General features: G+C 38.7%; 17 protein-coding genes. 7 read left to right on the top strand and 10 right to left on the bottom strand.

Annotated features, from left to right (window positions below):
* Nucleotides 1-133: 133 nt before the first annotated feature.
* Nucleotides 134-1,738: a cellulase family glycosylhydrolase gene (locus WAA20_RS08825; RefSeq protein ID WP_073386159.1), complete on the bottom strand. Its 1,605-nt coding sequence runs from the start codon at nucleotides 1,736-1,738 to the stop codon at nucleotides 134-136.
* 466 nt (nucleotides 1,739-2,204) lie between these two features.
* Between WAA20_RS08825 and WAA20_RS08820 the strand changes: the two genes are divergently transcribed.
* The 5 genes from WAA20_RS08820 to WAA20_RS08800 all read left to right on the top strand — a co-directional run bounded on the left by WAA20_RS08820 (nucleotide 2,205) and on the right by WAA20_RS08800 (nucleotide 7,486).
* Entirely contained in the window at nucleotides 2,205-2,435 is a 231-nt protein-coding gene (locus tag WAA20_RS08820; RefSeq protein ID WP_073386158.1) for a hypothetical protein, read from the top strand.
* Between the two features lie 10 nt (nucleotides 2,436-2,445).
* A complete protein-coding gene (locus WAA20_RS08815; protein ID WP_167562673.1) occupies nucleotides 2,446-2,583 on the top strand; it encodes a hypothetical protein in 138 nt (45 codons plus the stop codon).
* Between the two features lie 184 nt (nucleotides 2,584-2,767).
* Nucleotides 2,768-3,730 carry a substrate-binding domain-containing protein gene (locus WAA20_RS08810; RefSeq protein ID WP_073386156.1) on the top strand — a complete coding sequence of 321 codons (963 nt, stop codon included), beginning with the start codon at nucleotides 2,768-2,770 and terminating at the stop codon, nucleotides 3,728-3,730.
* 395 nt (nucleotides 3,731-4,125) lie between these two features.
* Complete coding sequence (locus WAA20_RS08805; RefSeq protein WP_073386155.1) at nucleotides 4,126-5,823, top strand: GGDEF domain-containing protein; 1,698 nt, start codon at nucleotides 4,126-4,128, stop codon at nucleotides 5,821-5,823.
* A complete protein-coding gene (locus WAA20_RS08800; RefSeq protein ID WP_073386153.1) occupies nucleotides 5,816-7,486 on the top strand; it encodes a GGDEF domain-containing protein in 1,671 nt (556 codons plus the stop codon). Before WAA20_RS08805 ends, WAA20_RS08800 begins: the two co-directional genes overlap by 8 nt.
* A gap of 77 nt (nucleotides 7,487-7,563) precedes the next feature.
* Here WAA20_RS08800 and WAA20_RS08795 read toward each other — a convergent pair whose 3' ends face one another.
* On the bottom strand, nucleotides 7,564-8,697 hold the full coding sequence (locus tag WAA20_RS08795; RefSeq protein ID WP_073386152.1) for a hypothetical protein: 1,134 nt from the start codon (nucleotides 8,695-8,697) through the stop codon (nucleotides 7,564-7,566).
* Between the two features lie 194 nt (nucleotides 8,698-8,891).
* Between WAA20_RS08795 and WAA20_RS08790 the strand changes: the two genes are divergently transcribed.
* Nucleotides 8,892-9,086: a bacterioferritin-associated ferredoxin gene (locus WAA20_RS08790; RefSeq protein ID WP_073386150.1), complete on the top strand. Its 195-nt coding sequence runs from the start codon at nucleotides 8,892-8,894 to the stop codon at nucleotides 9,084-9,086.
* 301 nt (nucleotides 9,087-9,387) lie between these two features.
* On the opposite strand, the gene WAA20_RS08785 is transcribed toward WAA20_RS08790, so the two are convergent.
* From WAA20_RS08785 to WAA20_RS08775, 3 genes are all read right to left on the bottom strand, one after another.
* Nucleotides 9,388-10,155 (bottom strand): response regulator, encoded by a 768-nt coding sequence (locus WAA20_RS08785; RefSeq protein ID WP_073386149.1) that lies wholly within the window; start codon nucleotides 10,153-10,155, stop codon nucleotides 9,388-9,390.
* The gene (locus tag WAA20_RS08780; protein ID WP_073386147.1) at nucleotides 10,152-13,124 is read right to left on the bottom strand and encodes a response regulator; all 2,973 of its coding nucleotides are present in this window, start codon (nucleotides 13,122-13,124) and stop codon (nucleotides 10,152-10,154) included. The genes WAA20_RS08785 and WAA20_RS08780 overlap by 4 nt, the downstream gene beginning before the upstream one ends.
* Nucleotides 13,125-13,384: 260 nt before the next feature.
* A complete protein-coding gene (locus WAA20_RS08775) occupies nucleotides 13,385-14,740 on the bottom strand; it encodes a sodium-dependent transporter (protein WP_073386145.1) in 1,356 nt (451 codons plus the stop codon).
* A 447-nt stretch (nucleotides 14,741-15,187) separates the two neighbouring features.
* On the opposite strand from WAA20_RS08775, the gene WAA20_RS08770 reads away from it, so the two are divergent.
* Nucleotides 15,188-16,771 carry a glucose-6-phosphate isomerase gene (locus tag WAA20_RS08770; RefSeq protein ID WP_073386144.1) on the top strand — a complete coding sequence of 528 codons (1,584 nt, stop codon included), beginning with the start codon at nucleotides 15,188-15,190 and terminating at the stop codon, nucleotides 16,769-16,771.
* Between the two features lie 108 nt (nucleotides 16,772-16,879).
* Here WAA20_RS08770 and WAA20_RS08765 read toward each other — a convergent pair whose 3' ends face one another.
* The 5 genes from WAA20_RS08765 to WAA20_RS08745 form a co-directional block, all read right to left on the bottom strand.
* On the bottom strand, nucleotides 16,880-18,562 hold the full coding sequence (locus WAA20_RS08765) for a GGDEF domain-containing phosphodiesterase (RefSeq protein WP_073386142.1): 1,683 nt from the start codon (nucleotides 18,560-18,562) through the stop codon (nucleotides 16,880-16,882).
* A gap of 114 nt (nucleotides 18,563-18,676) precedes the next feature.
* Complete coding sequence (locus WAA20_RS08760; protein ID WP_073386140.1) at nucleotides 18,677-19,312, bottom strand: AAA family ATPase; 636 nt, start codon at nucleotides 19,310-19,312, stop codon at nucleotides 18,677-18,679.
* A 202-nt stretch (nucleotides 19,313-19,514) separates the two neighbouring features.
* On the bottom strand, nucleotides 19,515-20,432 hold the full coding sequence (locus WAA20_RS08755; protein WP_027215992.1) for a LysR family transcriptional regulator: 918 nt from the start codon (nucleotides 20,430-20,432) through the stop codon (nucleotides 19,515-19,517).
* A gap of 428 nt (nucleotides 20,433-20,860) precedes the next feature.
* Entirely contained in the window at nucleotides 20,861-21,607 is a 747-nt protein-coding gene (locus tag WAA20_RS08750) for an ABC transporter ATP-binding protein (protein WP_073386139.1), read from the bottom strand.
* A 70-nt stretch (nucleotides 21,608-21,677) separates the two neighbouring features.
* Nucleotides 21,678-22,838 carry an ABC transporter permease gene (locus tag WAA20_RS08745; protein WP_338802673.1) on the bottom strand — a complete coding sequence of 387 codons (1,161 nt, stop codon included), beginning with the start codon at nucleotides 22,836-22,838 and terminating at the stop codon, nucleotides 21,678-21,680.
* Nucleotides 22,839-22,848: the final 10 nt, after the last annotated feature.

Below are 22,848 nucleotides of genomic sequence, written 5' to 3'. Positions count from 1 at the left end.
CCGTATCTAGTGTACTGACTCGTTCATATTTAATCAAATATGAATGAGCCAGCACACTAGCTTGCTGCGAAATATCATTGCGTTTTTGATTTAAGATATTTGTATTGAGATTGAAAATATTATATTTTCAATCTCATTCTACTGTGATATCTACTGTAGATCCGATTGAACCAGATCCCTGAATTCCAAATTCAACAGATGAACCTGGCTGGATATTTGAATTCCAGGACATAGGTGTGATCACATAATAGTCACCGGACTCTTCAATGTTTACGCACCAGCTTGAATCGATCTTAACCTGGCTCTTCTTAACTTTTACAGTCCAGCTTGAAACAGCGGATGCAGAGTCATTATTAACCTTGATGATAACCTGATATCCTGATCCCCAATTGTTGATTGTGTATGTAACATTAAGACCATCACCAGCTACAGGTGTTGGATCTGGATCAACAGGTTCTGGATCCGGCTGTGGCTCTGGATCTGGCTGCGGCTGAGGATCTGTAGAAGGAATCTGCTTACCATTGATTGTAGCGGGTGTTCCATCAACGTGCTTCATGATAGCACTTATGATCTCAGGATCTTTCCACTGAAGAGTGTTTCTATCGATATACATGTGGCATTCGCCGTCAGAACCTGCAGAATTGTTCTGGTATACATTGTTATCCCAAAGAACCATTGCTACATTGCTGTATCCTGCAGCTTTGCCCCAGTAATAATCAGCCCACTTAACACGCTCAGCTGTATTATTTCTGTTTGTAGCACTTGTCTCACCAACAACTACAGGGATGTTCTTTGAAAGGAACTTAGAGTTAAGATCATTAAAGAAAGAATCAATATCGCCCTTAAGGTTGTCAGTAAACTGTGTTGTATATGAATCACTTGCAAGTGCGAATGTATAAGGAATGTATGCATGAACTGAAAGGATAAGTCTGTCCTTAGCAGAGTCTGTAGGCATCTTGAATCCGTCTGTCATGCAGCCTTCGATTGAAGCATCATAGCCGGGAACCATTACGCATCTTGTCACGTTGTTGCCACCTGTTGCTCTGATAGCATCAAGAGCTACCTGGTTGTAATCATTGATACATGCAACTGCTTCTTTGATGTCTGAGCTTGGGTTATTTCTTGGGAACCACCACTCTTCGCTGTGGCCTACAAGTCTGGGCTCATTCATTGTCTCAAAAACAAGATGATAATCATAGTTCTTGAACTCATTAGCTACCTGTGTCCAGATAGACTTAAAGTATTTTTCTGAACGATCCTTATTAGCATTGTTAGGAACGTAGAAGCAATAGTCAGAGTTGATATCATGATGTGTATTAAGGATTACATACATATCATTAGCGATCGCATAATCTACAACTTCCTTAACTCTGCTCATGAAAAATTCAGGGATCTGATAATTAGAACCTGTTGTATACTGTCCCCACGAAACAGGTATACGAATTGTATTAAAGCCTGCCTTTGCAACTTCGTCGATCAACGCTTTAGTTGTTGCAGGATTGCCCCAATAAGTTTCATTGGAACTTGTGTAAGGAAAATTAGAACTCTGTCCATAAGAATCAAGACTGTTTCCAATATTCCAACCTACTGTCATATCTGAAACCACTTCTGTTGCGGTCTTATCTGTACCAGCAGCATAAGCTGTCCCTGCAGGGATCAAAGGTTTCAGAGAAGTCAGCGCCAGCGATACACCAAGTAATGCCATCGCCTTTTTAAAACATTTAAAATTTTTGCGCAAAGCTATGCACCTCCCATCTGTCAAAACGCAACATCTACATAATAGAAGAAGTATATTTATTAAGTCAACCGTAAAATATTGTAATAGTATATTTGAATTCACCAGTTTCCTTTTAAAACAGCAGTTCAAGCGCCCTGTTATATGCATAATATCCAATTTTCTTTTTTAATAATATGTTAATTTTTGTACACATCTTGCAATTTTGACAATTCCAGGTCAAAAACCGATTATACAAAACCAACAATTATGAACCTTCAATTTCTACACGCAAAAGCCACGTTTCCATTATATACTCTTATCACACCTAGTTTCATTTACTGATTTTTGATAAAGTAGTATTGTTACATTATTGATAATAATTACCAGCGTAATTACAGCTATACTTATATAAATATATAAATAACTTAAATCTCTCATTTTTACATGATCAAAAATGAGTAAATAAACATCATCGGGAGGATATGGTATGGATTTTGATCTGTTTATGCTTTATTTAATTCTCTTTGGAATTCCTGCAGGCGTTTTTATCTGGTTTATCGTTTCTATTATTTATTTCATAAAAAGAGACAAAGAGGATAAGCGTTCCTGTAGGATGCGCATTATTTCTTTGTGCCTTTCAGGGTCATTCCTTCTGGCATTAATAATGTTTTATCTGTTTGTATCCTGGCTTTTAACCCAGATGATTGCAAACATGTGAGGTGTCTGCCATGAGTGAAAAAACATTTACCAAAATCATATGGATCATCGCAATCCTCGGAATCATCAGTATCGCAGCTCTTGGAATCTGGTCTTACCTTTTATATAAAGACTGCTCCATTATTTCTTACATAGCGAACCGGGGTTGAATGAGTTAATCTCCGATTAACTCCACGAATTGGTGTCGTAAACTCCACCAATTCAAAACATATACAACTCGAGATAAGAGGTTAAGTTTGAAAATATACTATTTTCAAACTTAACAAAGTGGTGTCGCGAGCTCCACCACTTCAACCATTAGTCACTCGTTTCACTCGCGACATGAGGTTAAAAATGAAAACGCGAAACCAAATATGTATCATCATCTGTATGGTACTTGCCATAATTCTTTTTGATATTTCTGTTTTTAATTTAATCACCAAAAGGTATATCGATAATAGAGGCTCAGAAATGAAGAGCCGTTCCATAGAAGTTTCTGAATATCTTCCTTTTACAGAAGATTCAGGTATCTGCCATGTTGAAACAGACGTTAAGTTAACCGGTGATCTTCCTGTCATAGACGGTGCTGCTGCCCTGTATCCCATGTTCTCTGCCTTTGTAGATGCAGTTTATCCTGAAGACAGCGTATCTTTTGACGGAACCGATTTTACAGAAGGCAGCGCACTTCAGTTTCATAACACCAGAGGCGCATATCAGGCAGTTGTGGACGGCAGCGCCGACATCATCTTCTGCGCCCAACCTTCCGAAGAACAGCTGCAATACGCCAAAGACCACGGCGTCGAACTCGCCATGATCCCTATTGGCTACGAAGCCTTCGTATTTATAGTAGGCAAAGATAACCCTGTAGACAACCTTACCATCGAACAGGTACAGGGCCTTTATACCGGCAAATACACAAACTGGTCCGAAGTCGGCGGAGACAACCGCCTGGTAGACGCCGTCCAAAGAAACACCGGAAGCGGAAGCCAAACTGCCATGCTCTCTTTCATGAATGGCCAGGAAATGAAACGTTCCCTCTTCGGCACATTAACAGGAAGAGCTATAGGCTTTTCTTTTAGATACTATGTAGAAGGATTAAATGGTAATTCTGATGTAAAGATGCTCGCGCTTAACGGAGTGTACCCCAGCGAAGAAAACATCGCTAACGGAACATACCCCATTGCAAGCAATTTCTTTGCTGTATACGATCTTGCCAACGAGAATGCAAATATACCTCTATTATTAGATTTTATACTATCAGAAGCTGGTCAAGAAATTGTCAAAGAAAGCGGTTATACACCATTGAACAACCAATAAATTGCTAATAGCCAAATTTCCAAAACGCCCCCCACAAAGCTACGGGGACGTTCTAATTATTCATACCTATAAAGATGCTATATCTCGAAGAGTCCTGGGAGTGGTCGTTTATAAATGATTTTTGAGTCTTTGAGAATTTTACCAAATTCAATAGTATGATAGATGGAATAATATATTCTGTTCAGGATCCGCCTGTTTGAGCGGAGCGAGTTTCGGATCCTAGAATATATTATTCCAGATATCATGCATTGAATTTTAAAATTCGAGAGACTCTAAAATCATTTATAAACGACCACTCCCAGGACTCTTGTTCGAACCCTGTTTTTCAAACTCATCAACGGTATCTTGTATGTATCTATACGTTTTTGTATACTGTATTATAGAGGGTACCGTGTATGTATAAAAAAAGCATTCACCAAAATGTGATTACTCTTATTATTCTTTTCATAGCGGTTACATCTATCATGCTGTTCTTTGGAAGTGATGCATTCTCTTCTAAAAGTGCAGTTTCTTTAGGCAGTCTTGACGATGGTTATTCCATAAGTGCCCGTAACGAAACCAATACTTCTGTCAAACTTTCTACTTTTCACATCAAAAACATCAGACGTGGCGAGATAATACGTCTTTATAATGATCTGCCTGAAGACGAGATCATTTCCCCAACTATAATGTTCATCACCTACCTGTCCACGGTAGATGTTTATGTTGACGGCAAACTCGTTTATTCCTATGGACATGATTATTACAACAAGGGAAAGATCATTCCCAAAAAACAGCATCTTATAACCCTTGATGATAAAGACAAAAACGAATCTCTTGAGATTGTTGTAGTCGCTGGAGAAAACGGGGCTTTTGAGAATTTTGGTCCTATCTACTTTGGTACAAGAAAAGATCTTGTTAAATCATTTTTACAAAAGCACAGGCTGGTCATCTTTATCGGTGGCTTTTTTATCATGTACGCATGCCTTTTGTTATCGCTTGCTTTATATCTGACTTTACAGAAAAAAAGAGCCTTATCACTTCTTGCAAGTGCCGGAGTTGGCATTATATTCGGAACATATATTTACGCTTATGAAGATGTGTTCTGCTTTATAAGTAACAATGACTATTTTTTTACAATTCTTGAATATATTTCCCTGTACTTTATTCCGCTTGCAATCGTACTGACGATCTATTCGGTCCAGAATTACAAGGCAGGGATCATTCAGAAAATCATTGAGGCTGTTAATTTAATACTTCCTATAATTTTTATTATCCTTCATGTATCAAACAAGGTTCACCTTAGCAGGTTCCCTATTGCAATACACATCCTTTGCGTCGTTGATATTCTGTTTCTTTTCCCACCTCTTGTAAAAAGACTGTATACGGAGTTTAGAAAAGAGATCGAATCAACCACTTATACCGGCATCAATGCATTTTCTTATCTTACTTTTGGCTTTATCTCATTCATGGTCATGGGATTTATCGAGATCGTAAAATACAATGTTAAGATCTATGGTAACAATCCTGATAATTTTCTGACCAGGGTTAATTATCTTACTCTTGGATCCTTGTATTTCACTATATGTCTTTTCATATATTATCTTCTGAACAGTATAGAGCACATTAACTCTCAGTATGTTAAAGAACAGCTTGAGGGTCTTGCGTATACTGACGAGCTGACTGGGCTTATTAACAGAGCTAAATGCATGCAGTTTACAAAAACGCTCGAAAGCCCCTATGCTGTCGTAAGCATCGACCTTGACAGGCTCAAGCTGGTTAATGATACATATGGGCATCTTGAAGGCGACAAGATGATCAGAACTTTTTCAGAGCTTCTTTCAAAAGCATTCGATGGCGCTTCTCTTATAGGCCGTACCGGTGGTGATGAGTTTATGGTAATATACGAAAGCCCTTCTGCGAATGTGTGTGATAAGGCAATTCGTACTCTGGAAGAATATATGGCTGAATTCAACCAAAAAAAAGAAAAGTTTACCCTTTCAGCTTCAATGGGATACGCCTATAGTTCAGAACTTAGCACTATGGGCTTTAATGATGTATTTTATCTGGCAGATTCAAGGATGTATGAGATGAAGGAGAAACATCATGCTTAAGAAAGCCACATATCTGACAATTTCCTTCATAGTCTTCTTGTGTCTTATGGCTGGCGGCCACAATCTTATTCGCCCATCGGGTCTTGACAAGGTTGTGACGCTTGATGACGGCTGGACTGTCACCTATAATGACACGGTTTATGAGAATGTAAAGCTCTCTGAACTTAGAGAGCTTATTGGCAATGGAACATATAAAGGTGACAAGCTGATATTCAAAAGGAAGCTCCCAAATATTTCTGACTACATTGCACCATCTATTTTGTTCCAGACCAAGTTCAGTGCCTGGCAGATAAGAGTTGATGGAGTATTGCTCACAGAGCATCTGATGGACAAGTATTCAAAAGGTGAATTTGTTGGCTGTGAAAACAATTTCTATACTTTGTCCACATATTACTCAAATTCAACCTTTGAACTTGAATATTATGTTGCAGAGGATGGAGCGTATAACTATTTTACTCCTCCCGTAGCCGGAAGCTATCATGACCTGCTTTTGTATTTTATTTATAACTATCTGTATGTCCTCATGTCTTCATGCTTTTTTATCATATTTGGAGTTTTGTTCCTGGCGATATCCATAGGCTTCAGGCGTATCCTTCCGGAAGTGGATATACAGATCTACTCTTCCCTTTTGTACATAACTCTTGGAATATGGTTCCTCGCCCAGTTCAATCTTCTTGATTTCCTTGTTGATACAAATGGACACGAAACAGAGATCGAGTATATTTCACTATATTTTGTCATCCCTCTAATGTATTTTGTAATGGGTTCTGCCCATGATTTCCTCAAGCAAAAGATATATCTTATATTTGCTGTTGTAATTACTATTTTTGCGACAACGCCTATTGTCATACATTTTCTTGGCGGCATGCATATAAATAAGTTCCTGTTCCTTTATCAGATCAATGCGATTATACTTTTTATATTTATGCTCATTATGGTAATAAGAGATGTAAAACAGCATTCTATCAGTACCTCACAGCTCATTCAGCTGGCAGGTATGAGTATGATATCTCTGGCTTTTATCTTCAATCTACTGTTTTTGTATCTGGAAGTTGCCGGTATCAGTGAACAGATCATGTTATCAAAAGAAGCTGTTCCTACAGGAACCTTCTGTATGGCATTTACTTCGCTTGTTAACTACTATCTGTATATTTCAGAATCCTATGGTCGTAAAAAGGAATATGAATCACTTGCCCATCTTGCCTATGCCGATGGTCTTACCAATATTCCTAACAGGTCAAAATATGAAAAGTACCTGGCTGACCTTAACAAAACAGATGAAGATTACTGCATCATCAGTATAGATCTTAATAATCTAAAGCAGGTCAATGACAAGATCAGTCACCTTATGGGTGATAAGTACCTGAAGCAGTTCAGCTCTGCTTTAGAAAATTGTTTTAAGGATAAGGGTTTTATAGCCAGAATCGGCGGAGATGAATTCGTTGCCATATTAAAAGGCGATAACATAAACGAAGCTGATAGTCTTATCAGCTCTCTTAATGATGCCCTTAATAATCTAAACAAAAAAGATTCCAGCTTCATACGCAGCGCCGCTACAGGCTATGCCTATAAACACGAAGCTGACGAACAAAGCTGGAATGCTGTATATCTTCTTGCTGATAAAAGAATGTATGCTAATAAAGCTAAAATGAAGAGCAGCTGAAGCTCAAATCATTGTCGTTCAGATATTTATTCAAATGTTAATTCAGATATTTATTGAGGCTTTAATTGACCTATAGATTAGTGATCCTCAAGATAGTCTGACATTAACAGCCAGTCTATATCTACCACCCTTGCTTCCCACTCTTCTGACAGGGTCTCATATTCATCGTCTGAAATCTTATATTCAGACTTCTGTGCGGTATCGTCAGGTTCCTGAGCATCTTCACCTTCTATGTGAACATACTCTTCCCACATTCCAAGGAACTCATCTGCTACAAAGCCTTCACCACCCCAATCAGTACCTTCAGGAGCAACCTGTGACGGATCAAAGTGATATCTCCACATGCCCCAGTATGCTGCTCCGCCGCTTCCTGTTTCATAGATGCTGCCATCATCTCCAAGCCAGAGGTAACACCTGCTACCACCTTCGAAGATATGTACAGGCTTATTATCTATAAGGGTGTATACTCTTTCAAATATAGTTGTAGGAGTCCACTCATCACCATTTACAATACCGAATATCAGTTCAAATATGCCGTCACTGTTAAGATCAACATAAGTATATCCGACATTAGCCAGGTCAAAGTCATAATCCATCTCATAAAATGAACCCATCTTTGATGTGCCGTCATCAAGTGCCTCAGGATCAAGAAGTCCAAATCCGTCAATGCCAAAGTCCTTCTTTTCATCTACCAGAGCATAATCAGACGAACCATCATTATCAAATTCGCCGCGTCCCTCTTCCATCATATCCTTATAATCTTCATATGAGTCATAAGTTTCCTGGAATGCATCCGCATAGAGCTCGTCATATTCTTTGATGATGTCTTCATCTTCAAGTCTGTAGATATAGCCATCACCTTCTTTTACTAAATATGTACGGTCATACAAGCCTTCTTCAGGGCCAAATTCTGAGTCAGTATTATTTTTGGAAGACTGGTCACTGCCATCAGAGTCACCTTCATCCGAAGAATCATCTTCTGAAGCCATGTCTGATGCTTTTGCTGAAGCTTCATCCTCAATCTCCTTATCAGCTTCATCAGATGATACTTCATCTTTTTCTTTTCCCTCAGTATCTGTTTCTTCCTGGTCTTTAGAATCCTCAGATTTTTCTTCCTGATCCTCTTTCGCGCCTTTAGACAAGGATATATCAGCGCATCCTGTCATAAGAACTGTTGATATTAACAAGCATGCAACTATTCTTTTTTTCATAAATTTTTCTCCTCGTATTTTTTGTTCACGTTATTTGGTTGATTTTTCTTCGAATAAAAGCCTATTACATTTTAACATATTATAATATTATTAGCATAAGCCGATACCATTGTTAGTATACACCGATAATGTTAGCATAATGCCCCTACCCTAAAGAGATACGAATTAAACTATTTAATAAGGAGTTTTATCACATGAATCCAAACAAAGAAGCCTGTACTTGCAAGAATATCAAATACAAAGATATCATCGACTTGGTATTATCAGGTGTCACTGAAATAAGCGATGTCCAGGCAAAGCTCCGCTACGGAACCGGCTGCGGCAAGTGCGTGGAATTCATCGAGTTTCTAATAAAAGATGTAGCAGCAAACCCAACTAAATATACCTGATTTATCACGCTTATATTTGTATTTTCACTTTTCTCCCATATAAGCATTTCTAAAGTCTTGAATATTCCTGCGGATGGCAGTTAATAAATGATTTTGGAGTCTTTGAAAATTTTATTGAATTCAAGAGCTTGATAGATGGAATAATATATTCTGTTTGGGATTTATCTGTTTGAGCGAAGCGAGTTTATAAATCCCAGAATATATTATTCCAGATATCATGCCTTGAATTCTATAAAATTTTCACGACTCCAAAATCATTTATTAACTGCCATCCGCAGGAATACTCAGCCCATTAGAAATCCTATATCTTTTTCCCTTTGCTGCGCTCAAAAAAGTCATCCACCTGCTGCATGACTTCTCTTTGGCCGGCGCTTTTTAAGATGTAGCCTTGGGGTTTAAGTCTTAAGACTTTTGCTACACTCTCTTTATCTCCTTTTCCCGTAAGGAATATTACCGGTATATCAGAAGTTCCGGTTTCGCTTCTCATCATTTCAAGAACCTGAGGCCCTGTCGTTACAGGCATCTCATAATCCAAAAGAACAAGATCCGGGATATTTTTGGCAATATAAGTAATAGCCTGCATGCCGGAATTAACGATCGTAACCCTGTATTTTTCAGACAGCCAGCTTTTGACAAGATGAAGGAATGTCGGGTCGTCATCTACCAGAAGAATATTTTTTCTTGCATTAATAGAATCCTGATTCTGAGCAAGTTCTGTAAGCTTTACTACGAGCATCTTGATATCAAGAGGTCTTTCAAAGATATTGTCGATGACAGACTTGCCTATTACCTTGTTTAAAATCTCAACCTCTTCTTCATCTCCTATCACATTCAGACTCTTTTCCTTCTCAATACAGGTGTCCTTCAGGTAAATAAGAGCTTCTGTGACATTAAGGATAAAATCTCCAAGATAGAACAAAATAATATCTGCAGTCTCAATGTGTTCCTTGATATCATTGATGATCGGACCACACCCTGCAACCACAAAACCTGCTTCTCCGAGATTTTTCGATATGGCGTCTACCATAAATGTAGAACCCTGACTTATAAGCAATACGTTCTTATTCATCTGTTTTCCTCTAATATCGAACTAATTTCGTTCCAATCAGCCTTTCGGATAGCTTCTTTGAGATTATTATAACGTTCCTTTTCTTCTTCAGGTATTGCATATGTATTAACTTGATCGATCACCATCATCACAGAATCGTAATCGAACATCTGCGCCGTCTCACGAATTGCATCATAAGCTTCTTTTAACCTATCATGACTAATCAGTTCTTTGGAGCTATCATCATCCTGTTTTCTGGCATTATCCGGATCAGCTCTTTTGATACTGTCTGCAAGTTCTATGTATTCTTTTAGTAACATTGGTGTCTTTTCTTTTATTATATCATCATTTTGGTCATTGCCGGCTTTTTCAAGTTCCTCTGCAAGTGTAGCCAGATGCTCTGCTCCAATAATTCTTGACGAACTCTTTAGTGCGTGAACTTTGATGGTATAGTTTTCAAAATCCGAATTTTCAAAGGAGTTTTCAATAGCTCCTATATTGTCACTTGCACCTTCTTCATAGACTTTCAGTACGCGTTCAAAGCTCGAAGGAGATCCGCAGTTGTTTATTCCTTTTTGAATATCGATTCCATTAATATTTTGTATCCAGAGTGGAATGTCATTTTCAAAATGGTCTTTTTCCTTATCACTTTCGTCTGTCACTTTTGCAAGGCCCTTTGGTAAAAGATATTTAAGAATGACCACTTCCAATAATATAGGATCTATGGGTTTTGATATATAATCATCAAAGCCTTCTGACAGATACAACTCCCTGGAGCCCGAAACAGCATTTGCGGTCAGAGCTATCACGGGCGTTTTCTCTTTGTCTATTAGTTTATTTTTTTGGATAAGTCTGAATGTTTCGATTCCGTCCATTTCCGGCATTCTGTGATCAAGGAAGATCATGTCATAGTGCTTATAATGAAGCATGTCTATACATTCCATTCCACTGGTTGCCGTGTCTATCTGCAGCTGCGTTTTCTTAAGAAGATTCTCGATAACAGTGAGATTCATCTTGGTATCATCTACTACAAGTATCTTTGCATCTGGTGCTATGAAGCTTTCGTGATACTTCTCCCTGCTTGCTATCGAGCGGTTTAGTGCCTGCTCGAAATTTCCTATTGGAGTATCATCAACAATTTTTTGCTGAAGGTCAAAAAAGAATGTTGATCCCTGCCCAAAAATGCTGGTAACTTCAAGTCTTGAGCCCATCATTTCAAGAAGATCCTGGGTTATGCTCATTCCAAGCCCCGTTCCTTCTATTGTTCTGTTATGACGCTCATCGATTCTTTCAAAAGCGCCGTAGAGCTTTGGCATATCCTCTTCTTTGATTCCTATTCCTGTATCCGCCACTGATACTCTAATGATGATATTGTCTTCCTGGCAGCATTTGGTCTGTATATCTAAAGTAATACTTCCTTTTTCTGTGTATTTAACGGCATTGGTAAGAATGTTGGTCATGATCTGTTTGACCCTTATCTCATCACCATAGAGGATGTTAGGAATTTCCGGATCAATCTTTATGATAAGCTCAAGACCTTTATCTTCTGCTCTTTTTTTGATCATATTGATAAGATCGTTGATAAGGGATGAACATGCATACTCTACAGGGACAATCTCCATTTTACCGGCTTCTATCTTGGAGAAGTCCAGAATATCATTGATGATTCCAAGAAGGTTATTGCCGGCACTTCTTATGTCATCTGCATATTTTAATATCTCATCCTGGGTGCTTTCACGCAGGATCATCTCATCCATTCCAAGTATGGCATTTATAGGGGTTCTGATCTCATGAGATACGTTGGACAAAAAGGCTGATTTGGTTTCAGAAGCTTTTTTGGCAACTTCAAGCTCTTTTTCCAATTCGTGCTCTTCGTTGATATGTTTTATGTAATCCTCGATGGCATGAACGGTCTTCTTGATGGAGTCGTTGACTATACTGATCTCATCGTGGGTGTTAACAACTATATTGTCAACCTGACGGCCAACAATAAGCTTATTTTCATCATCAGCAGCTGCGTATTCCTGCATGAAATCTGACATTCTGCCAAGAGGTGCTCCTATCGCAACCTTAGTGTAGAAATTGGCTATTCCTGCAATCGGAATGCCCACGCACAGCATCAGAAGGAGCATCTTAATGTCGTAGCTAATGGTTGTCGTATCAAACGAAAATGTCAGCAGATCGAAATGCTGTTTAAGAGCAGAATCTGTCATCTGAAGATCAACATCTGAAAAGATCTCACCTCTTTGTAAGGAGTTAAATATAATACTCTTTATATCAGGGAAAAGAGCTACCATAAAAAATCCGACAAAGACGCCAAGAACAAGCTCCAAAAGGATTATGATAGCTGTTATCTTGATGCTGACTCTTGTTTTCTTAAAGCGGCGCCTGATTTCTTTATCAGAGCAATAGAATTTGGTATAGGTTACAGATAGAGGGAATGCATATTTAGTTTTTTCAGGAGCTTTTACGAAATAAAAATGCAGAAGGAATGCAGTCAGAAATACTTCTACGATCGCCCGGAAAAAATACTTCATGAAATAAGGAAACGCATCTAATGTATACATCCTTTCGTCTACCACAACGATGCTAAAGAACTGCATGAATGAAACAACCACAAGAGTAACAGCTGCGCAAATGGCTGTTTTTTTCTTGGTTGCAAACCATCTGTACTGGCCAAAAAGAGTAAAGCAGAGAATAGCAGCGAGATTTATGGACATCTTATATACATTATCGCTATCTACGACGAGAACATAGATAAATTCCAGCAAGAAGGCTATCAAAGATACAACATATCCATACAGGCCCCCGAGAACAAGATATGGCATGATAGCAAACGCAGCTATAACTACTCCGTCCACTTCCAGATTAAACAGTTCGCAGTGAAGAGACGCAAATACGCAAAGCCACATAAGAGTCAAAATAACTACTGTGCCTATTATGACGTTGGTCACTACTGTAGATTTTTCATATTTATCAAAACCAGCCATAGATTTGATCTACTCCACATGAATATCAAGCAAACACACTTCATCCTGGTATCAAGGACGTTCTTTTCACATAAATTATGATCACATGTAAAAAGAACATGGTCCAATATTTATATCGGCTTTTATGTCATATGGAATGAGGTTTTCAACTTTACTAATTGTTTATTAATAAGCATATATGAGCAAAAAAAGAATCAGGCACGTTTATAAACGCGTCTGACTCCTTTTAAATGTCTGATCATACAAAGCCTATAATTTTTTTAAGCAAGGCCTGTTAAGAACAATATGAATATAAGTACAGGTAATACAAACATGAAGTAATACTTGAAAAATCCAGGAAGCTTGATTCCTTCTCCTGTATTAACCTCAGCCTGGTACTTGTCAAATCCCCATCCCCACTTTGTAACGCAGAAAAGAAGGAATATGATGGCGCCTATAGGAAGGAAAAGGTTACTTACCATAAAGTCTTCTGAATCAAGGATATCTTTACCTGCAATGATTCTTACGTCTTTTAAGATATTGTAGCCAAGGGCACATGGTGTGCAGGTTACAAGAAGGATTATGTAGTTGATAAGTGATGACTTCTTTCTGGACCAGCCAAAGTTATCAATACCTACAGCAATGATATTTTCAAATACAGCAATTACTGTAGAAAAGCTTGCAAATGTCATGAATACGAAGAACAGTGTGCCCCAGAGTCTTCCGAAATTCATGTGAATGAAGATCTCAGGAAGTGTGATAAATATAAGTGATGGGCCTGCTGTTGTCTCGATTCCATAAGAAAAGCATGCAGGGAATATGATAAGACCTGACAATATAGCTATAAGTGTATCAAGAGCACAGATCCTGAGGGATTCTCCCACAAGTCCTTTGTCCTTGTGCATATAGCTACCAAAGATTTCCATGGAAGCTGCACCAAGTGACAAGGTGAAAAAGCTCTGGTTCATTGCTGCTGTTATTACTTTGCCAAGTCCAACCTGCTTAACTGACTTTACAGATGGAAGCAGATAGAACTTGATACCTTCTGAAGCACCTGAAAGTGTTGCACTGTTTATCGCAAGCACGATGATAAGTACGATAAGAGCTATCATCATGAACTTTGTGATATTCTCAATACCCTTCTGAAGACCCATGGCACATACAACAATGCCAAATGTTACTGTAAGGATCATAAAGAACATTGCCTGCTTTGGAGATGCAAGCATATTGTCAAAAACATTAGCAACCGTATTTTCTGAATTAACTGTCTCAAATCTGCCGGTAGCAAACTTGATCATATAGTTAACCATCCAGCCTGATACTGTTGTGTAGTACATCATGAGCATGAGGTTAGCTATAAAGCAGACCCAGCCATGTATATGCCACTTAGTCCCCTTAGGTTCAAGTACTTTATATGCCTGTACTACACTCTTTCTGCTGGCTCTTCCTACTGCCAGCTCCATTGTAAGAATCGGAGCCCCCAAAATAAGCAGAAACAAAAGGTAGAAAAGAACAAAGAGTCCACCGCCGTTCTGTCCTGTAATATATGGAAATTTCCATACATTACCTATTCCGATTGCGCATCCTGCGCTGACTAAGATAAATCCCAGTCTTGATTTGAAATTTTCTCTTTCCATAACTTGTCCCAATTTTATTATTATTTTGCATCTGATATTTTTTCAAAACACATTTTGTAAAAACACAGTAACTCCACTATTTCATAACGTTTTTCGCAACATTGTTTGACGCTTTGACGCGTTCGTGCTTTTATGTGTTAAATCATGCAGACATAAAATTAATAGTAGCATAATTAATCTCTTTTGGAAAGATATTAATTATGATCAATGTTTTTTGACGAACACTTCCTTTTCAAGTGCAGATTTGCATAGAAAAAGATGTTTTAGATCAATTTTGCAGCACAAAAAACGTTTTCTTTAATTTCTTGTTATTTTTTTGTCATTATATATCAAATATGTATTATAATAGGATGTGTGTTACTGTTCAGCTATATCAGAAATCAGTAACTTTTATGTGCGAACAAATTTACACATCAATCTAGCCAATCAAAGAAAGAGGTATAAGTAATGATCAACTGGAAAAATGCAGATGAACTCAAGTCATTTAACGATCTTTATGCTCTTAAAGACCAGGTAAATCTTGTAGACGTTATGGATGGAGCAAATGGTGCAGAAAGAGTAAAGAAATACTCTGCTGCTATGTCAGGAGGACTTTCTTACAACTATGCAGCTAAGCAGGTAGATGATACTGTGCTTTCTGCTCTTGCAAAATTTGCTGAGGAAGCCCAGCTCGTTGAGAAATTTGAGGCTCTTTACAATGGCGAAGTTATCAATACAGGTGAAAAGAGACTCGTTCTTCACCAGCTTACTCGTGGTCAGCTTGGCGGTGACGTTGTTGCTGACGGCGTTAACAAGAGAGACTTCTATGTTGAGCAGCAGAACAAGATCGCTGATTTTGCCAACAAGGTTCACAACGGCGAGATCACAAACGAAAAGGGTGAGAAGTTCACAACAGCCGTTCAGATCGGTATCGGCGGAAGTGATCTTGGTCCTCGTGCTATGTATCTTGCGCTTGAGAACTGGGCTAAGTCAAACGGCAAGTTCTTCATGGATGCCAAGTTCATAAGTAACGTAGATCCTGATGATGCTACAGCAGTTTTAAAGAGCGTTGATGTATCACGTTCAATCTTTATCCTTGTATCTAAATCAGGTACAACACTTGAGACACTTACAAACGAAGCTTTCGTTAAGGATGCTCTTGCAAAAGCCGGTCTTGATGCTTCCAAGCACATGATCGCAGTTACAAGTGAGACATCTCCTCTTGCTAAGTCCAGTGACTATCTTGCTGCTTTCTTCATGGATGATTATATCGGCGGACGTTATTCTTCTACATCTGCTGTGGGCGGAGCTGTTCTTTCTCTTGCCTTCGGTCCTGATGTTTTCAAGGCTTTCCTTGATGGTGCTGCAGCTGAAGATAAGAATGCTACTAACAAAGACCTTACTAAGAACCCTGCTATGCTTGATGCACTTATCGGTGTATATGAGCGTAACGTTCTTGGATATGAGTCTACAGCAGTTCTTCCTTACTCTCAGGCTCTTTCACGCTTCCCTGCTCACCTTCAGCAGCTTGATATGGAGTCTAACGGTAAGAGCGTTAACCGTTTCGGTGACAAGGTTAATTACGTAACAGGACCTGTTATCTTCGGTGAGCCAGGAACTAACGGTCAGCACTCCTTCTACCAGCTCCTTCACCAGGGAACTAACATCATTCCTCTTCAGTTCATCGGTTTCAAGAACAACCAGACAGGCAATGATGTAGATATCCAGGGCAGCACATCACAGCAGAAGCTCTGTGCTAACGTAGCTGCTCAGATCATGGCTTTTGCTTGTGGTAAAAAAGATGAGAATGCTAATAAGAACTTCGAAGGCGGCCGTCCTTCAAGTATCATCGTTGGTGATAAGCTTACTCCTGAAGTACTCGGCGCCCTCCTTGCTCACTTTGAGAACAAGGTAATGTTCCAGGGATTTGCATGGAATCTCAACAGCTTCGATCAGGAAGGTGTTCAGCTTGGTAAAACTCTTGCCAAGAAGGTTCTTGCAGGCGATACAGATAATGCTCTTAAGGCATACAGCGATCTTCTTGGAATCTGATCTATTTAGAAAACTCTGCAAAATAATAACAGGAGCCGTAGCGATACGGTTCCTGTTTTTATTATTGTTAGCAAAAATTATTTTAAAAAATACGATCAATAATTCTTTCTATTCATCTTCTGCTACAAGTCCTAGTAACAGATATGCATTTCTGCTCCTATAATTGGCTATACTATTGATCTGCAAGGTACATCTGTGACCATTTCTGGAATAATGGCATACTTCGAACTTATCATTTCTTATAACATTTTCCATAAGCTGTTTTACATTTATAGCTGCATCATCATCAGTGTTAAGGAATGACTCGGCTTCATTAACAGATGCAAAACCCAGCATATGTACATAATCAGTAAATGATTCATTAAATGTCAAAAGCGTAATCTTGCCGTTGTACTCTTCAACCAAAGACATTGGGAATTTGATCTTCTTTGTTTCATCCTCCTCATTTCCAAGAGGATCCTGAGAAAGAAGATTAATGGTACCAATCTTCTCATGATATTTACGAAGGCCTGTATTCTCTTTTGGCATATCAATATTAAATATCTCTTCAAACGGTCCTGGTTTTGAATACAAAAAGCCCTGAATCTGATCGCATCCAACCTGTCTTAAATATTCAGCCTCTTCAACACTTTCTACGCCTTCTGCTATAGTTCTGATGCCAAGCTGTTTGGTCATTCCTATAACGCTTTCAATGATGATCTTGGAATTTTTGCTCTCATTAAAACCTGCAAGGAATGACATATCAAGCTTAAGACAGTCAAATGTAAACATCTGCATTGAATTAAGTGATGAATATCCGCTTCCAAAGTCATCCATCCATACTTCATAACCCTGAAGCCTGAAGGCATCGATTATATTCTTTACTCTCTCTGAATCCAATGAGAAAATAGATTCTGTGATCTCGATATTGATATATTCAGAAGGTATACCGCTATCAAGTACGATCTCATCTATCTCCGAAACAATATCTCCACCTACAAAATCCTGCTGAGACAGATTTATTGAAACCGGCATTATCTGGCCGCCGTTTTCCATTATCTTCTTTTGTACATTGCAGACATATTGTGTTACAGCAAGATCAAGTCTTCGAATGATATGATATTTTTCCAGAACAGGAACAAAGTCTGCAGGTGAAATAAATCCAAGATCAGGATCAAGCCATCTGGCAAGAGCCTCATATCCACTAATTTCTCCGGTAAAGGATCTTACAAGCGGCTGAAACCATGCACGTATATATCCCTTTTCAATTGCATCATCAAAATGCTCGATAATGTAACGGGTTCGCTGATATTCATCATCCAGTTTCTCGTCATAATAACCGAACATTGAATCGTACTGGTGTTTTAAGGAATCGCACGCTATCTTGGCTTTATCCATACAAAGTGTGCATTCAAAATCATCGGGGGTTGGGAAATAAATTCCCGCATGTAACTGCATATGTGTTTCCATACGGAAAGGACGTAGTTCCTCACAGATCTGCTTGATCTTCTCTTCAATCTCATTCTTGTCAGCAACTATACAGAAGTGATCTGTGGCCACGTGAGAACAGATCTCCTGCGGAAAGATTGCCTGTATCGTCTGACCTATAAGTCTAAGGCAATCACTTCCTGCAGCAAATCCAAATTTTTCATTATAAGACCTAAAATTTTCGACGTTAAAATAGACAAAGGCTATATCATTTCGAATCGTCGGGTCATCCAGAACATCCTGTGCAAGGATTCTGAAACTATCAAATGTAGATAGGCCTGTGAGCTCGTCAATTTGCTCGACATCTTTTGAATGTTCGCTCATTGATAAATTCTGCCTTTCTTTCCCGATTTCTAGTGTTTACCTTTTTATTTATCGGTATATTAAGTCTTTTCCTTTAATATTTTTGATATAATTTAATTCTTTTAACCTGAGCTGTCAGCCTCTCTTGCTCTCTTCGAATCTTTTTACAAAATCAACGATAAAATCAGCTGAAGTCTCAATTCCAAGCGCAGAAGAATTGATAGTAAGGTCATAACTGCTGCAATGGCCCCATTTCTTGGAGCTGTAGTAGTTATAATAGCTTCTTCTCTGCTTATCCTTCTTGTTCATCATATCACGAGCTTTATCATCTGATGTAATATCTGCAAAACGGGCTCTGATACGGGCGATCTTATCTTCTTCATCACCTGTTATAAATACATTTACTACATTGTGGAAGTCTGAAAGAGCATAATCGGCGCAGCGGCCTACGATTACGCAAGGACCCTCTTTTGCAAGATTTTTGATCGCATCAAACTGGGCAAGAAATACTTTGTGACTGATAGGCATATCAACAAAGCTGGATGAATTGTATCCGAAGGAATATGTGTCCATAACAAGATTGTACATAAAGGAATTAGTAGGTCTCTCATCATGGGTCTCTATCATCTCTTCGCAGAACCCGCTTTCCTTGGCAGCTCTGGCAATAAGTTCCTTGTCATAGCACTTAATACCACACTTCTTGGCAACTAGTTCACCTATCTCTCTTCCACCGGAACCAAACTCACGTCCAATAGTAATAATAGTCTCCATAGTACTGCCTCCTCGGAATTCATGAATAGTAGAGTATCTTTGATATTATTATAATTTAATTTATTCTAAAAAACAATTAAACAAAGGTCAAAACGGCTTATTTTTGCCATTTTGACCCTTATATGAACTACAGGATGTAGACATCTCTTTTTATCAATTAGTTGCATGGATAGTCGCATTTATATTTAAGATCGTTATCGAATTATTCTTCTGATGGAGCAGCTTTATAGAGCTCCTCAACGAATCTTTTGCCTATCTCGCTAAGGCCGTCTTTATGGATATAGCCTATCTCCATGGAGCTGTATGGAAGGTGAGCGCTCTCTCTAAGAGGTATAACCTTGTAATCGCTCCATCCTACAGCTCCTCTGACAGCGCCTGAGCAGAAAGTAAATCCGTTTAGTTTGTTCATTATCTGAAGCATGGATGCCCTGTCAGAAACCTTGATAGTATACGGATAATCCTGCTCACCAAATATCTCTTCAGCCATATATAAAGGACTGTCCTTGCCCTGTTCATAGGTCAGAAGAGGATATTTGGTTATATCTTCATAGTCTATTATGTCCCTGTCTGCAAGTGGATGATTTTTGCCAAGATACACATAGAATCTGCAGCTTACGATCTTCTTATAGGTCAGGGCATTGTCCACAAAAAGCTTCTTTAAAGCTTCTTTGTTAAAATCACTAAGGAACAAAACTCCTATCTCACTTACTGATGAGCTTACATCTTCTATTATCTTGGAAGTTGTAGTTTCAAGAATTGAAAAATGATATGTTGAAGCATCATAGTTCTTGACTGTATCTGAAAATGCTTCGCATACAAATGAATAGTGCTGTGTTGAGACGCTGAATATCTTTCTGGTATTGCCTTTGCCATCATATCGCCATATGAGCTGATCATACTGATCACAGACTTTTTTGGCATAAAAAAGAAAGTCGGAGCCTTCACCTGTAAGGTTAACGCCCTTATTGGTTCTATTAAAGATAGTGATCCCTGACTCTTCTTCAAGTCCTCTTATAGTATTGGTAAGTGTGGGCTGTGATATAAAAAGGCTCTCTGCTGCCTTGTTCATAGAGCCTGTCTGTGCCACAACCATTGCATATCGTAGCTGCTGTAGTGTCATCCAAAATCCCCTTAATAACTCAAGCTATCTACTTGGATAGTGCGGTATCACCAAGGAATTTGCAGGGGCGGACAGAATATAGACCATTGCCATGCTGTTAATCGTTTTATAATTCATGGCATGATATCTGGCGATTTCCATTCTGGGGTCCAAACTCGCTGCGCTCAGACATGTGGACCCCAGGCAGAATAAAAATCTCCATCTATCATGCTCATGAATTTATTAAAACGATTAAAAGCATAGCAATGGTTTATATTCTGTCCGCCCCTGCAAATTCCTTGGTGATACCGCGCTGTCAAAGTGACAAGTTTAAGCTAATATCTATTATTTTGGATTATATGCTAACATCTATACACGTAATTGTCTTAGTCCAAAAAGATATATCTGGTAATAGACTAGAACTATAAGCTATGACCTTAGCCTTACAATCAGGCAGATAGCGCCAGTGCTCCCGCATCCATCCTATATACTATATCTGCGTAATTATATGCCGTTTCTTCATGAGTTACGATCACAACTGCTGCGTCGTCTCTGGCCTTTTGTCTTAGAAGTTCAAAGACGATTTTGGTATTGTGGTCATCAAGATCTCCTGTTGGTTCATCGGCAAATATTATAGGAGGATCATTGATAAGAGCTCTTGCAATTGCACATCTTCTGATCTCTCCGCCTGATAACTGACTAGGAAGATAATCCGCGCGGTCAAGAAGACCTAAAGTACTGATAAGATCGTCTGCTCTTTTGGTACAACTTCCTGCATTATTCTCATTTGATGTAGCATTCGCATTCACCGCTTTAACACCACTGGTATTTGCACTTCGCTTACTCTCTCTTGCAGGAAGAAGTATATTCTCTCTTACTGTAAGGCCGCTTATAAGGCTCTGACCCTGTGGGATGAATCCGATATTTTGATTTCTAAATTCTGAAAAAATATCATCCTTTTGCTTATAAATATCAATATCATCGTACAAAACAGTTCCCTCTGACGGCTTCAACAGTCCTGCAAGCACGCTTAAAAGTGTAGTCTTCCCGCTTCCGGATCTACCAAAGATAACTGTTACCTTGCCTGGAACTATAGTTATATCTACTGGATCTATGATGTTTATAACATTATCTTTTCTGCCTTTTTTGGCATTCCGGGTATATGATACCGATATATCTTGTGCTTTTATTATCATAATAAAGATCATCCCCTTTGGTCATGAATGATATATAATACTTTCTATTTCTATATCTCAAACTTCCCACTTATTCTCTAAGTATCTTTGCAGTATCTACAGATACAGCCTTGTATGCTGATATAAGCCCTGATACTGCTCCTATAAAGACAACGCCGGCAAAGGTTACTAAGATATAGTATGCTGCGGTGAAAGCGCCGGGCAACAGATACGGAAGGTCAAGTTTTGTACCTATAAGTACACTAAATGAATACATGACAGCTCCTGTCATTATAATGCCTATAAGACTTCCAACAACTCCAAGTATAAGAGCTTCTGACATAACAAGGATTCCCAGCCTTTTTCTAGATACTCCTATAACTCTAAGAGCTGCAAATTCTCTCTTCCTCTCTCCTGTTATGATATAGAAAGCTGCTATAAGTATTACTGCCGCAAATACCCATATTGTTTTGATCAAAAATGAGATCGCGGCAGATATTATTCCCAGCCTGTCCGAGGTAGAAGTCATCATGGTCTTGGATCTGACCGCTTTGACTTCGTTATGGCCAAGATTAATATCAGATACTATAGAATCAATGTCATATCCGTCTTTGATATCAATATATACAGAAGATATAACATCATCCGGGCTTTGCTTTGATAATATGCTTATCCCCTTATCCTGTGCTGCACCTATCAAAGTCTTAACTGTATCACCTGTTGTATATACTGCCGTATCAAGTCCTGTTCCGGTCTTTTCAAGCTTGCCAACTACAAGAAACTCCTTGCCATATAGTTTTAGCGTATGCCCTACTCTTGTAGAGAGCATGGACCCGACTATTATCTCATTGTCTTTAAGTACTCCCTTGTAACTTTCATGAAGCCATGGCTTGATAGTAAAATCCGTCTTTTCATCAAATCCTATTATCTGAACCTTGACACTGCAACAGTCTGCATTGGCAGAAACAAGAAAGTACTGCGCTGATATCTTGTCTACTCCTTCTATATTTTCAAGTTCACTTAGTATACTCTTGTCCATATAGAAGTATCCGGGTGTCCCCTGAAGAAGGAGGTTTTTAAGGTCAACTTCAGATTCTGCATCCTTGGGAAGTACGATAATATCTGATCCCAGTCTTTCGTTAAGGCTATCAAGTCCGTTATTAAGACTCTTTATAAAAAGACTCCCTCCAAACAATGCTATTGTCAAAACCACGAGTATTATAAGAAGTCCCGCAGTTCTTTTTTTATGCATTATTATGTTT

Source organism: Butyrivibrio fibrisolvens, from assembly GCF_037113525.1.
GTDB lineage: Bacteria > Bacillota > Clostridia > Lachnospirales > Lachnospiraceae > Butyrivibrio > Butyrivibrio fibrisolvens.
This window is presented reverse-complemented; position numbering and strand designations above follow the sequence as displayed.

What these genes read in the sequence shown, in the direction of transcription:
- WAA20_RS08760 (WP_073386140.1), bottom strand. Translation starts at nt 19,312, where the DNA reads ATGGAGACTATTATTACTATTGGACGTGAGTTTGGTTCCGGTGGAAGA.
- WAA20_RS08795 (WP_073386152.1), bottom strand. Translation starts at nt 8,697, where the DNA reads ATGAAAAAAAGAATAGTTGCATGCTTGTTAATATCAACAGTTCTTATG.
- WAA20_RS08815 (WP_167562673.1), top strand. Translation starts at nt 2,446, where the DNA reads ATGAGTGAAAAAACATTTACCAAAATCATATGGATCATCGCAATCCTC.
- WAA20_RS08745 (WP_338802673.1), bottom strand. Translation starts at nt 22,838, where the DNA reads ATGCATAAAAAAAGAACTGCGGGACTTCTTATAATACTCGTGGTTTTG.
- WAA20_RS08780 (WP_073386147.1), bottom strand. Translation starts at nt 13,124, where the DNA reads ATGGCTGGTTTTGATAAATATGAAAAATCTACAGTAGTGACCAACGTC.
- WAA20_RS08750 (WP_073386139.1), bottom strand. Translation starts at nt 21,607, where the DNA reads ATGATAATAAAAGCACAAGATATATCGGTATCATATACCCGGAATGCC.
- WAA20_RS08790 (WP_073386150.1), top strand. Translation starts at nt 8,892, where the DNA reads ATGAATCCAAACAAAGAAGCCTGTACTTGCAAGAATATCAAATACAAA.
- WAA20_RS08785 (WP_073386149.1), bottom strand. Translation starts at nt 10,155, where the DNA reads ATGAATAAGAACGTATTGCTTATAAGTCAGGGTTCTACATTTATGGTA.
- WAA20_RS08820 (WP_073386158.1), top strand. Translation starts at nt 2,205, where the DNA reads ATGGATTTTGATCTGTTTATGCTTTATTTAATTCTCTTTGGAATTCCT.
- WAA20_RS08775 (WP_073386145.1), bottom strand. Translation starts at nt 14,740, where the DNA reads ATGGAAAGAGAAAATTTCAAATCAAGACTGGGATTTATCTTAGTCAGC.
- WAA20_RS08770 (WP_073386144.1), top strand. Translation starts at nt 15,188, where the DNA reads ATGATCAACTGGAAAAATGCAGATGAACTCAAGTCATTTAACGATCTT.
- WAA20_RS08755 (WP_027215992.1), bottom strand. Translation starts at nt 20,432, where the DNA reads ATGACACTACAGCAGCTACGATATGCAATGGTTGTGGCACAGACAGGC.
- WAA20_RS08810 (WP_073386156.1), top strand. Translation starts at nt 2,768, where the DNA reads ATGAAAACGCGAAACCAAATATGTATCATCATCTGTATGGTACTTGCC.
- WAA20_RS08805 (WP_073386155.1), top strand. Translation starts at nt 4,126, where the DNA reads ATGTATAAAAAAAGCATTCACCAAAATGTGATTACTCTTATTATTCTT.
- WAA20_RS08765 (WP_073386142.1), bottom strand. Translation starts at nt 18,562, where the DNA reads ATGAGCGAACATTCAAAAGATGTCGAGCAAATTGACGAGCTCACAGGC.
- WAA20_RS08800 (WP_073386153.1), top strand. Translation starts at nt 5,816, where the DNA reads ATGCTTAAGAAAGCCACATATCTGACAATTTCCTTCATAGTCTTCTTG.